This is a genomic window from Aeromonas sp. A35_P (genome assembly GCF_002259925.1).
GTDB lineage: Bacteria > Pseudomonadota > Gammaproteobacteria > Enterobacterales > Aeromonadaceae > Aeromonas > Aeromonas dhakensis.
On sequence record NZ_NEVB01000191.1, the window covers coordinates 22,262 to 32,924 of the forward strand.

12 protein-coding genes and 1 pseudogene are annotated in these 10,663 nt (G+C 64.6%); 6 read left to right on the forward strand and 7 right to left on the reverse strand.

All coding sequences use genetic code 11. The features are described 5' to 3' along the window. Positions 1-30: 30 nt before the first annotated feature. The 3 genes from CAK78_RS12670 to CAK78_RS12680 all read right to left on the reverse strand — a co-directional run bounded on the left by CAK78_RS12670 (position 31) and on the right by CAK78_RS12680 (position 1,665). On the reverse strand, positions 31-660 hold the full coding sequence (locus tag CAK78_RS12670) for a glutathione S-transferase family protein (RefSeq protein ID WP_162518696.1): 630 nt from the start codon (positions 658-660) through the stop codon (positions 31-33). Positions 661-770: 110 nt separating this feature from the next. Then, positions 771-1,358, reverse strand: a complete 588-nt coding sequence (locus tag CAK78_RS12675; RefSeq protein WP_094697503.1) for a PLP-dependent transferase — start codon at positions 1,356-1,358, stop codon at positions 771-773. A 130-nt stretch (positions 1,359-1,488) separates the two neighbouring features. Continuing rightward, a complete protein-coding gene (locus CAK78_RS12680) occupies positions 1,489-1,665 on the reverse strand; it encodes a hypothetical protein (protein ID WP_005308325.1) in 177 nt (58 codons plus the stop codon). Between the two features lie 100 nt (positions 1,666-1,765). Here CAK78_RS12680 and sgrR point away from each other — a divergent pair, with 100 nt between their 5' ends. Genes sgrR through CAK78_RS12695 form a run of 3 tightly spaced genes read left to right on the forward strand, consistent with a single transcriptional unit; the run spans position 1,766 to position 4,669 of the window. Continuing rightward, complete coding sequence (gene sgrR, locus CAK78_RS12685; protein ID WP_176452778.1) at positions 1,766-3,499, forward strand: HTH-type transcriptional regulator SgrR; 1,734 nt, start codon at positions 1,766-1,768, stop codon at positions 3,497-3,499. 35 nt (positions 3,500-3,534) lie between these two features. Then, complete coding sequence (locus tag CAK78_RS12690) at positions 3,535-3,930, forward strand: acyl-CoA thioesterase (RefSeq protein WP_005308329.1); 396 nt, start codon at positions 3,535-3,537, stop codon at positions 3,928-3,930. A gap of 31 nt (positions 3,931-3,961) precedes the next feature. Continuing rightward, positions 3,962-4,669 carry a hypothetical protein gene (locus CAK78_RS12695; RefSeq protein ID WP_094697505.1) on the forward strand — a complete coding sequence of 236 codons (708 nt, stop codon included), beginning with the start codon at positions 3,962-3,964 and terminating at the stop codon, positions 4,667-4,669. Positions 4,670-4,734: 65 nt separating this feature from the next. Here the strand turns inward: CAK78_RS12695 and CAK78_RS12700 are convergent, their stop codons facing one another. Together CAK78_RS12700 and CAK78_RS12705 are read right to left on the reverse strand one after the other, a co-directional pair. After that, the gene (locus CAK78_RS12700) at positions 4,735-5,481 is read right to left on the reverse strand and encodes a lipase secretion chaperone (RefSeq protein WP_094697506.1); all 747 of its coding nucleotides are present in this window, start codon (positions 5,479-5,481) and stop codon (positions 4,735-4,737) included. Continuing rightward, positions 5,478-6,380 carry a lipase family alpha/beta hydrolase gene (locus tag CAK78_RS12705; RefSeq protein ID WP_094697507.1) on the reverse strand — a complete coding sequence of 301 codons (903 nt, stop codon included), beginning with the start codon at positions 6,378-6,380 and terminating at the stop codon, positions 5,478-5,480. Before CAK78_RS12705 ends, CAK78_RS12700 begins: the two co-directional genes overlap by 4 nt. Before the next feature lie 291 nt (positions 6,381-6,671). Between CAK78_RS12705 and CAK78_RS12710 the strand changes: the two genes are divergently transcribed. Both CAK78_RS12710 and CAK78_RS12715 read left to right on the forward strand, forming a co-directional pair. Then, positions 6,672-7,097, forward strand: a complete 426-nt coding sequence (locus tag CAK78_RS12710) for a hypothetical protein (protein ID WP_024942132.1) — start codon at positions 6,672-6,674, stop codon at positions 7,095-7,097. 21 nt (positions 7,098-7,118) lie between these two features. Continuing rightward, complete coding sequence (locus tag CAK78_RS12715) at positions 7,119-7,733, forward strand: superoxide dismutase (protein ID WP_094697508.1); 615 nt, start codon at positions 7,119-7,121, stop codon at positions 7,731-7,733. A gap of 53 nt (positions 7,734-7,786) precedes the next feature. Here CAK78_RS12715 and CAK78_RS12720 read toward each other — a convergent pair whose 3' ends face one another. Then, on the reverse strand, positions 7,787-8,725 hold the full coding sequence (locus tag CAK78_RS12720; protein WP_094697509.1) for a SanA/YdcF family protein: 939 nt from the start codon (positions 8,723-8,725) through the stop codon (positions 7,787-7,789). 166 nt (positions 8,726-8,891) lie between these two features. Further along, positions 8,892-9,911 (reverse strand): annotated as a pseudogene (locus tag CAK78_RS12725) (collagenase); the annotation flags it as partial. A gap of 67 nt (positions 9,912-9,978) precedes the next feature. Here CAK78_RS12725 and CAK78_RS12730 point away from each other — a divergent pair. Further along, a partial coding sequence (locus tag CAK78_RS12730) for an IS5 family transposase (RefSeq protein ID WP_141214115.1) occupies positions 9,979-10,663 on the forward strand: 685 nt, incomplete at its 3' end.

The following is a 10,663-nucleotide window of genomic DNA, read 5'->3' on the forward strand; positions in this document are numbered from 1 at the left end:
CGGGGCGTTTTGCATGGTGGCGCCGGGCGCTTATTCGGCGCTGCGGTCCAGCTCTCGCTCCAGCGCCGCCGCCTTCTGGCGGGCCGGATGAGTGTTGAGCCGCTGCCAGTAAGCCTGCAGGTGCGGGAACTGAGCCAGCTGGCCGCTCTGGGCCAGCAGATCCACCAGGAAGGAGTTCAGGATGTCGGCGCCGGTGAGGCGATCGGCCACCAGATAGCGGCGGCTTGCCAGCACCTCGTTGAGATAACCCAGCACCTTGGCGCACTCGGCTTTGGCGTAGTCCGGCAGGAAGCGCATCGGGCTGCCGTCCTTGCGCACGAACATGTCGAGCAGCAGCGGCAGAATGCCCGAGCTCTCGGCGAAGTGGAGCCACTGCAGGTACTCGGCATAGTCCGGGCTGTCAGCGGCCGGCGCCAGCCGATCCGGGGCGTGGCGGGCGATCAGGTATTCGGTGATGGCGCCGGATTCTGCCAGTACCCGGCCATCAAACTCGATGACCGGCGACTTGCCGAGGGGGTGGACGGCCTTGAGCTCGGGCGGTGCCAGAAAAGTGGCGGCATCGCGCTGGTAGGCCTTGATCTCATAGGGCAGGCCCAGCTCTTCGAGCAGCCAGATGATGCGCTGGGAGCGGGATTTGTTCAGGTGGTGCAGGACTATCATGGATACCTCGACGCAGTGACAAGAAGCGGTAGTACGCAGCGGCGCGGCGACGGGTTCACTGCTGCAGCTAAAAAAAAAGCGGGCTGATGCCCGCTCGTTCAACGCCTGACTCAGGCCTCCAGCGCCTGATCCAGATCCGCCAGTATGTCCTCGATGGCCTCGATCCCTACCGACAGCCGGATCATCTCAGGTTTCACCCCGGCCTTGGCCTGCTCCTCTTCGCTCAGCTGGCGATGGGTGGTGGAGGCGGGGTGGCAGGCCAGCGACTTGGCGTCACCGATATTGACCAGCCGCTTGAAGATCTTGAGCGCATCATAGAAGCGCACCTCGACTCCGAAGCTCGGCAGCATGTGGGCGAACAGGGTGTAGGTGCCGCCATAGAGCTGGGGTGTGGAGACGATGTTGTCGCCGGCGGCGGTCAGCGCCTGGATGGCGTAGGTGATGGCGGCGGAACCGGCCGAGACCACCAGCGCGGCAATCCCGCCCTCCAGCGCGGCCATCCGCTGCTCCAGCACATCGTTGGTGGGGTTCATGATGCGGGTGTAGATGTTGCCAGGCACCGCCAGATTGAACAGATCCGCCCCGTGCTGGGCGCTCTCGAACTCGTAGGCCACCGTCTGGTAGATGGGCACGGCAACGGCCTTGGTGGTGGGGTCGTTGGCAAAGCCGTGGTGCAGGGCCAGGGTCGCATCTTTCATCACACACTCCTTGTTGGATGTTGCTGGATAGCAGTCATAGATGGATAGACGTCCAATCTATCAGGCCCTTGGCCGATGTAAACCATCAGATCCGGCAAAGCAATCTCGTCGGGGCGTGAGGGAGGCCGGCTCAGAGGCGGCGGCGATACTCCTTGTCGTCGATCTGGTGCATGTCCCACTGCATCAGACGGTTGAGCTGGCTCATGGGATCCTCGATCAGCGGCAGCGGGCGGGGCAGGATCCGCTTGAAGTAACGGCGCAGGATCTGCTGGATCCGGTTCGGCTTGATGGGGGTGGCGTGGCTCATGATGGGGCTCCTGTGCTGTGGTTCTCACGTTCGCCAGCAGTATTGAGCTAAAATACGGAAGTAAAAACTGATGACTTACAGCACAAGGATTTCCTCTTTTATGCCCACCAGCCGCCTCTACCAGCAATTCCAACGGCTCGCCCAGCAGCTCGGCTGCGACGAGCGGGAAATCAGCCTCGCCGAGGTGGCGGATCTGCTCTGCTGCACCCCGCGCAACGCCCGCCTGCTGCTGCGCCGCATGCAGGAGCAGGGCTGGCTCGGCTGGTCTGCCGAGGCCGGACGGGGGCGGCGCTCCCGCCTCACCCTGCTGGACAACCAGGAGAGCCTGACCCGGCGCCGACTGCGGGAGCTGCTGAGCCAGGGCCAGCTGGCGCAGGCGGTGCGGCTGGCGGAAGATCGCCTCGATCTGCTCACCCCGCTGCTGATCGAACAGCTCGGCCAGGCCACCCGGGCAGGGCGCCAGATCCTGCGGGTGCCCTACTACCGGCCCTTGCCCCAGCTGCTGCCTACCGGCCCGCTGCGCCGCTCCGAAATCCACCTTAGCCGCCAGATCTTCAACGGCCTGACCCGGCGAAATGAGGAAAATGGGGAAATCGAGGGGGATCTCGCCCACCACTGGGAGTGCCTTGGCCCCTGCCACTGGCGCTTCTACCTGAGGCCGGCGGTGCGCTTTCACCACGGCCGCGAGCTGGTGGTGGAGGACGTGACGGAGAGCCTGCAGAGCATGCGGGATCGTCCGCTGTTCGCCCATCTGGCACGGCTGGAGAGCCCCTGGCCGCGCACCCTAGATCTGCACCTCGACAGCCCGGATCCCCTGCTGCCCCACCTGCTGGCGGAGCCGGTGGCCGTCATCCTGCCGCGCGAGCTCAAGGGGGAGGCGGGCTTTGCCCTGCAGCCGGCGGGCACCGGCCCCTATCGGGTGACCGCCAACGATCCCATGCACCTGTGCCTGGAGGCATTCGACGACTACTTCGGTCTGCGCGCCCTGCTCGACGAGATCGACATCTGGATGCTGCCAGAGTTGGCGGAGCGGCTGGAGAGCCACCTGCAGCTGGGGCGTGACAGCCCGGAGCTCGGCACCATGCGTGGCGAGTCCGAGCTCGAATCGGGCTGCTACTTCCTGCTGCAGGATGAGCGCTCCGGTGCCCTGCAGGATCCCGCCCTGCGCCAGTGGCTGGCCGGCCTGCTCAACCCCATCGCCCTGATGGCGCGGGTCGCCCCCGAGCTGCAGCGGGGCTGGACCAGCGCGCTGGGTCTCTTGCCCCACTGGCGCGAGGCGCAGCCGGTCCCGTTGCCGGCGCCAGCCGGGCGGCCGCGCCAGCTGGTGCTGGCCTGCTTCAACCAGCACCTGGAGTTCAACGAGTGTGCCAACGCCATGAGCAGCCTGCTGGCCGAGCAGGGCATCGCACTCGAGGTACGCACCCTGGATTACGGCCGCTGGGTGAGCGGGGCGGACGAGGACGTGGATCTCTGGCTTGGCACCCTCAACCTGGAGCACGAACACGCCTTCGCCCCCTACGCCTGGCTGCAGGGGACCCCGCTGCTGCGCAAGGTGTGGGGCGGCCAGCATGGCCTGTGGCAGGGGCTGACACAGTGGCGTGCCAGCGGCGAGGAGCCGGGGCCGCGGGCGCTGCTGGCCAGCGTGCAGCGGCAGGGCTGGTTCGTGCCGCTGTTTCACCACTGGCTGGAGCTGGAGAGCCGGGTCGGGGTGCACGGGGTGCGGATGACGGCGCTCGGCTGGTTCGATTTTCGCAGCGCCTGGCTGCGCCCGGAGCTGGCCGTCGGCGCCGGCGATACGACGGGGGAGCTTGAGTCCAGAGGCGGGCCGCGTTAGCCTGAGCGCGGTCCAACGACAAGGAGTCGATATCCATGCTGGAAATGCAGATCCAACCCCGTTTTCAAGAGACAGATGCCCTCGGCCACATCAACAACACGGTGCCGGCGGTCTGGTTTGAATCGGCCCGCGACCCGCTGTTTCGCATCTTCTCCCCCGAGCTGGATGTGCACAACTGGCATCTGATCATCGCGGGCTACACGGTGCAGTTCAAACGGGAGCTGTTCTACGGCCAGCAGGTATTGATCAAAACCGGGGTACGCCGCATCGGCTCCAGCTCCTTCACGCTCTGGCAGGAGGCCTGGCAGGAGGGCGAGCTGGCGGTGACCGCCGAAACCACCCTGATCCATTTTGACTACCAGTCCCGCCAGTCCATCCCCCTGGGCGATCGCCACCGGGAGGAGCTGCGGGCCTGGCTGATAGAAAGCTAACCTTGGCCCTTAGGCCAATCACAGGACACTTATGCGCAATACCGTGATCGCCCTGAGCCTCGGCCTGGGGCTCTGCTCCCTGCCTTCGATGGCGGCCTCCCTCGCCGAACAGTTCTCCCTGATGGAAAAGGGGGCCGAGAGCGCCCTCGATACCCGTCTGTTCAGCCACGACGGCATAGACATCAAGGCCTGGGTGGATGGCGCTCCCGTCATCATCGCCGTGCCCATCATGAACGAGCAGGGCAAGCAGGAAGGGGAGAGCCGTTACTACTTCAAGGGCGGCAAGTTGTTCGGGGTGAAGGAGCCCGCCGCCCAGTTTGCCTTTGACGACGGCGGCAAGCTGACCCGGTGGCTGGACGAGAAGGGACAGCCCGCCGAGTTCGTCAGCAAGATGAGCATGCAGCAGCGAGAAGCCTGGCTCACCAAACGGGCGGCCGAGCTGGGCCAGCTGTTTGCGCCGAGCGCCGCCGAACAGAAGGCGGCCAAGGGGGGCGTCAAGCTCAAGGGGGCGGAGCTGGCCCACTGGCTCTGTAACGGCAAGCTGATGGCGCTGGCCGGGGGCGACAAGGTGACCTTCGAGCCGGCCAAGCTCAAGAGCCGTGCCGAGGGCATCGAGGGGGAAGTCTCCCTGCGCCGTGACAAGGGGTGGCAGGACCTGAGCCTCAAGTGCGAGGTGCAGGGATCCCAGGTGACCCGCCTCACCTGGCAGCCGCTGCCGGGCGCCAACAAGCCGCTGTAAGCGCGGCAGTATCAAGCAAGGGGGCCCAGATATGGGCCCCTTGTTTATTTTGGTTATTGTGGCGGTTACTCACCCAGCCTGAGCCGGGTGAGGGCTTCCACCCGTCGCCACTGGCCGGGCTCGAACCAGCGCGCCAGGATCTCCGGCTGCTGTTCGGCCCGCCGCTCGGCGGGTAGAGGCTTGAGTTCGGCCAGATAGCCGGCCAGCTGCTGCTCGAACCCCTGCTGACTCTCCGCCAGCTGGTGCAACCGGTCCGCCGCCTCCGGCCCCAGCTGCTCGCGCAGCACGGCGTCGCGCTCGGCCGCGGGCAGCCGCTCCAGACTCTGCAGATCGCCGAGCAGGCGGCTGTTGGCCTCCGCCTCCCGAAACCACTGGGGCTGCTCCGCCAGCCAGAGCTCGAGCTCGCTCGCCAACAGCGGCTTGTCGGCATCGCTGGCCTCCGCCAGCGCCTTGCGGCGCAGAGTCCACTGCTCCATCAGCCGATCCTCGGCAAACAGCTGCTCCTGCTCGGCCGGGGTGAAGCTCTGCTGGCGCAACTGCTCGCGCTCGTCGAACAGCACCTGCAGGCTGGCCAGGCCCGGATCGGTCGGCACCGTCAGGCTGCTTTCGGCGGCAAGAAAGGCTTCATAGCGAGCCTGCAGCGAGTGCTCATCGGACGAGGAGGCGGTCTGCCGGGCCAGGGGGGAGGCCGGCTCGGCCTCTTGCGCCAAGGGGGCAGCCGAGTCGGGGCTCGGGGCGGGCCACAGCTGCCAACCCCCCAGCAGCAGCAGGGCCGCTCCCAGCGGAGCGGCCATCAACCAGGCCTTGTTCATAGCCCCAGTCTCTGCAGGCGGTTGGCGTGCTGGCGATAGAGTCCGACCGGGTCGGTCTCGAACAGGTGGCGAATACCGAACGACTGGTTCACCTCGTCCAGATGGTTCATCCGGTAGTCGGTGCCGATCACCTTGCCGAGGTGGCTGCTGCACACTCCGACCAGGCCGTCGTTGGGCTCCTTGAAGAAGCTGCCGGTCAGCGCCAGCGCCGGATCCACCGGATCCAGGATGTTGGTCATGGTGCCGCGCCCGCTCCAGGAGAAGTAGTAGACCCCGTTGGCAGCCTGCATGGGCCCTTCGCCGCAATACTGGCTGGGCAGCCCTTCCGGATAGCGCTGGTTGAAGCGCTGGGCGCCGGCGCTGGTGAGGGCTTCGAGGGCGGCGAGGGGATCCTGCGGCAGCTGGCTGCCCCCGGAGAGCAGCGAGATGACCCCGGACAGGGCCGAGGCGGCGGCCACCGCCAGCTTCTCGGCCACCGAGCCTGGCGCCACGTTGGCGCGCACCAGATCGGCGATCTCCGAGCCGTAGTTGACCCCGCCCACGCTGGTGGCGGAGGCGACCAGCTCGGGAGCGACCGAGGCAACGTAGCGAATGGTGGGGCCACCATGGGAGTGGCCGATGAGGTTCACCTTCTCAGCCCCGGTGATGGCGAGCACCTGCTTGAGCAGCTGCTCACCGCGCAGTTCCGAGCTCTGGGTGGCGGAGACCTGGGCCACGTAAACTTTGGCGCCGTCCCGGGTCAGCGCCTGGGGGATGCCGTAGAAGTAGTCGACCCCGAGCAGCTTGTCGAAGCCGAACAGACCGTGTACCAGCACTATGGGATAGCGGGTCTGGGTATAACCTGCCGCCTGGCCCAGCATGGGCAGGGCGCACAACAGCACCAATAGCCATTTTTTCATCTTGTTCATCCTTGTGAAGAGAGACTGCCGCAACAGCAGCCACCGGCATCATGCCGATACCGACCAGCATGGCGGAACGGGACGTTTGCATCTGTGCAAATGATCACCAAATAGACAGATTCAAAAAAGCCCTACCCATATGGGCAGGGCTGTTGGCGGTGCCGGCACAACTATCCCTTGTGTTCGCCCCTGACATAAGTTAAATAATAATTATTATCATTTGTGGTGTTGGAGCCTATGTCGGCAAGCTGGGTAAGAGGTTGGGTAGGAACGGGGGAGAGCGACAGCAGCATGGTGCACTGGAAGGTGCAGACCATGAGCGGCAACCGCCATTTCGATGCCGGTGAGCACGCCAAGGCGCTCTCCTGCTATCAACAGGCGCTGTGGCTGGCCCGCCAGCAGTTTGCCGACTGGCACGATGTGGACGAGGCGGTGGCCGCTCTGGTGGTGGCCCACCACAACCTGGCGGATCTGCTGGTGGCGATGGCGCTGCCGGATAGGGCCGCCGACCTGCTGTGTCACATCCACGACTGCCTGCTCGCTACCAGCCAGTCCCCCACCAGCTCTGCAGCCCTGCGGGATGCCGCCCTGCGCCACACCCGCAGCACCCATACCGAATTGCTCGCCTTCGTGCGCAAGCACGGCAGCCACGACGGCATCCGCCGCTGCCTTGGCCAGTGTCTGTGCCAGACCGAGCCAGCCCCGCAACTGCATTAATCACAATAAACAGAGGTGACCATGAGCCATACCCTGCCTGCCCTTGCCTATGCCTACGATGCACTGGAACCCCATATCGACGCGCTGACCATGGAGATCCACCACAGTCGCCATCACCAGACCTACATCAACAACCTCAATGCGGCGCTGGCCGATCACCCCGAACTGGCGGCGTTGCCGGTGGAGGAGCTGCTTGCCCGCTTCGACAGCCTGCCTGCCAAAGTGCAGGGGGCGGTGCGCAATCACGGTGGCGGTCACGCCAACCACAGCCTGTTCTGGCGGGTGATGAGTCCGCAGGGGGGCGGTGAGCCGGCCGGCGAGCTGGCTGCGGCGATCGAGCGGGATCTGGGTGGAGTGGAAGCTTTCAAACAGGCCTTTACCCAGGCGGCGCTGAGCCGCTTTGGCAGCGGCTGGGCCTGGCTGGTGGTCGATGGCAGCGGCAAGCTGCAGGTAGTGAGCAGCGCCAACCAGGACAGTCCCCTGCAGGATGGGCTGGTGCCCATTTTGGGGCTGGATGTGTGGGAGCACGCCTACTACCTCAAGTACCAGAACAAGCGTCCCGACTACATAGCCGCGTTTTACAAGGTGATCGACTGGAGCGAGGTGGCGCGGCGTTACGTGGCTGCGCTGGGCTGATCGCTGGAAATACCAAGCCCAATAAAAGAGACCCGCCTGATGGCGGGTCTCTTTTATTGAGGGGTCAGCGTGCTGCTGGTTGGCGTAGCCGCGCTGGCGGCAGCCGGGTGATCCACGGGCGTTGCCTCGCTCGGCACGGCGGCGCTGGTGGCCAAGGCACCGCTGGTTGCGGGCGCCGCACTGGTGGCAGTTGCTGCACTCACCACCGCTGCCGGCTTGGCCTTCGGCTGATGAGAGGGTGGCTTGATGGGCAGGCAGGGCTGACTTGCCCCTATGGTGCTCAACGCCTGGCAGGGAACCGGGCCGCCGATGACGATGGGCTCGCCGAGGAACTTGGGCCCCTTGTCCAGCACGTAGAGGTCGAGCAGCCCCATCAGGCGGGCGAATACCTCGCGTACCCGGGTCTTGATGCCCTGATAGGCGCTGGGATCCACGGCGTTGAAGCCGACCGCCTCGATGCCGAAATGGCGGGCGATGAAGATGGCGCGCTCGTTGTGAAAGGCCTGCGAGACTACGGTGAAGTGGGCCTGGCCGAACACCTCCTTGGCCCGGACGATGGAGTCCAGAGTCCGAAAACCGGCATAGTCGCTATAGATGGCGCTGGCCGGAATGCCGGCCTGGATCAGGGCCCGCCGCATCTGGCGCGGTTCGTTGTACTGCACGGTGGCGTTGTCGCCGGAGACCAGGATGTAGTCCACCTTGCCGTTGTTGTAGAGCTCGGCGGCGGCCTTGATCCGGTATTTGAAGTAGTGGTTCGGGCTGCCGCCAATCAGGTATTTGGAGGTGCCGAGCACCAGGGCGACCCGGTTGTAGGGCACCGCGTTGACGTCGTCATAGGTGTAGTGACGGGCGTCCGAGACGGTCCACTCGCTGTAGCCAAGCAGGGCGGCGGCAGAGGCCAGCAACAGGCAGAGGCAGGCGAGCAGGATCTTGGCAAACTTCTTCATGCGCGGTGCGGTTCGGGTCTGAAGTAAGAGATGACAGGGGGTCATTCTATTACAAGTTGCCGCCGCGCGTCAGGCTTGATGACCACCGATGGCGTCACTCGGGCAGAGGTTGTCGCATGACAGGAGTGGCTAACTGATTGATCCTGCCCCGCTTATCATCCTTCAATAAAAAGGGCGGCCATGGCCGCCCTTGGGTATTGATGCCAGCGTCTCAGTGGGAAGAGTCGTTGGCCTTGCACTCGTCGGAGTCCTTGTTGGCCTCCCACCAGGGCAGCAGCTCGCGGCCGAGCCACTGCTGGTAGGCCTCGCTGTCATTGGCAATCAGCTGGTCCAGCTCGGCTTCGAAGGCGCTCATCGCCTGCTGCTGATCCGGGTTGCGCAGGGCCTGGGCCATGGCCAGCCAGCTGGCGCCGCGTCCGGTCTCGTTCAGAAAGCGATGCACAGTGTAGGACCAGGAGTAGACCATCTCGCCGCCCTTGTCGTAATCCAGGTGCAGGATGTCGGCCAGGGCCGGGCGATCCCCTGCCGGGCGGCCGGCGACGTTGTCCAGACCGCGGGCGAAGCACTGGCCGTGGGCGATGAATTCCGCCAGCCCTTCCGACCACCAGGTGGTGCGGTTGAGCGGGTAGTGGCCGAAGCTGCCGTACTGATTGAAGCGTCCGTCCAGGTAGTGCACGTACTCGTGGCGCAGGTTCCACACCTGGAACGTAGGACGCTTCCACTCCGCCTCGTAGGCGAAGAAGCGGGCCTGGTTGCCGGGGCGAGCCGGATCTCCTTCGAGGTAGATGCCGCCGTTGTCGGTGGAGACGCCGCCAAACAGGGCGCTGCCGTAGCGTTTCCAGTCGGCGGAGGAGTCGAAGATCACCAGCTCCAGTGCCTCGTTGTGATCGTCCGCCACCGGCTGCCAGCCGGTTTCCATCTGCTGATGGAACTGCTGCTCTTCGGCGCCCAGTTCACGGCAGATCCCTTCGGCCTGAGCCATGGTCAGATCCTGGGCCCGCAGGCGCAGGGTCGGCGAGCAGGTGTGCTCGAACGGCAGCACGTCCTCCACCCGGATCGGGGTGCAGAGCCCGGCAAAGTCACCGCTGATGCAGGCTTCGCTGGTGCGGTCCGTGTAGGTCAGGTAGTAGGTGGAGAGGGTCAGCGACATGTCTTCCAGCAGATCCTGGCTCTGCTGGCCACCGGGGATCAGGTCGTGGTGGCGAACGAGGGTGATGACGGAGTCATCTAGGGAAAGTGCGAACAAGTCCTTGATGTGAGATCATGAACCCCACTTGGCATCAGGGATGAGGTTCAGCATGAGTCACCAGCTCACCTTCGCGGACTGCGAGTTCAATGGCAAACGCCGTAAAACCCGTAAAGAGATATTCTTGGCTCGCATGGAGGCTGTGCTCCCATGGCCAAGGATGCTGGGGGTCATCGAACCCGTCTATCCCAAAGCTGGTAACGGGCGTCGTCCCTACCCACTCGATACCATGCTCCGCATTCACTGTATGCAGCAGTGGTACAACCTCAGCGACGGCGCCATGGAGGACGCACTCTACGAAATTGCCTCAATGCGTCTGTTTGCCAAACTCTCCCTGGACCAGGCTATCCCTGACCGCACTACCATCATGAATTTCCGGCATCTGCTGGAGCAGCACCAACTGGCACGCCAACTATTCGAGGCCATCAACCAGTGGCTCTGTGACGCTGGCATCATGATGAAGCAAGGCACGCTGGTCGATGCCACTATCATCGAAGCCCCCAACTCCACCAAAAACAAGCGGGGAGAGCGTGACCCCGAGATGCATCAGACCAAGAAAGGCAATCAGTGGTATTTCGGCATGAAGGCTCATATCGGCGTTGATGCCAAGAGTGGCCTCACCCACAGTCTGGAGACCACGTCAGCCAACGAGCACGACCTCAATCAGGTGGGGAATCTGCTCCATGGCAAGGAAGAGTTTGTGTTCGCTGACGCGGGATATCAGGGGGCAGAAAACC

Coding starts and splice junctions, on each gene's coding strand:
- CAK78_RS12670 (WP_162518696.1), bottom strand. CDS start 660: ATGATAGTCCTGCACCACCTGAACAAATCCCGCTCCCAGCGCATCATC.
- CAK78_RS12675 (WP_094697503.1), bottom strand. CDS start 1,358: ATGAAAGATGCGACCCTGGCCCTGCACCACGGCTTTGCCAACGACCCC.
- CAK78_RS12680 (WP_005308325.1), bottom strand. CDS start 1,665: ATGAGCCACGCCACCCCCATCAAGCCGAACCGGATCCAGCAGATCCTG.
- sgrR (WP_176452778.1), top strand. CDS start 1,766: ATGCCCACCAGCCGCCTCTACCAGCAATTCCAACGGCTCGCCCAGCAG.
- CAK78_RS12690 (WP_005308329.1), top strand. CDS start 3,535: ATGCTGGAAATGCAGATCCAACCCCGTTTTCAAGAGACAGATGCCCTC.
- CAK78_RS12695 (WP_094697505.1), top strand. CDS start 3,962: ATGCGCAATACCGTGATCGCCCTGAGCCTCGGCCTGGGGCTCTGCTCC.
- CAK78_RS12700 (WP_094697506.1), bottom strand. CDS start 5,481: ATGAACAAGGCCTGGTTGATGGCCGCTCCGCTGGGAGCGGCCCTGCTG.
- CAK78_RS12705 (WP_094697507.1), bottom strand. CDS start 6,380: ATGAAAAAATGGCTATTGGTGCTGTTGTGCGCCCTGCCCATGCTGGGC.
- CAK78_RS12710 (WP_024942132.1), top strand. CDS start 6,672: ATGGTGCACTGGAAGGTGCAGACCATGAGCGGCAACCGCCATTTCGAT.
- CAK78_RS12715 (WP_094697508.1), top strand. CDS start 7,119: ATGAGCCATACCCTGCCTGCCCTTGCCTATGCCTACGATGCACTGGAA.
- CAK78_RS12720 (WP_094697509.1), bottom strand. CDS start 8,725: ATGACCCCCTGTCATCTCTTACTTCAGACCCGAACCGCACCGCGCATG.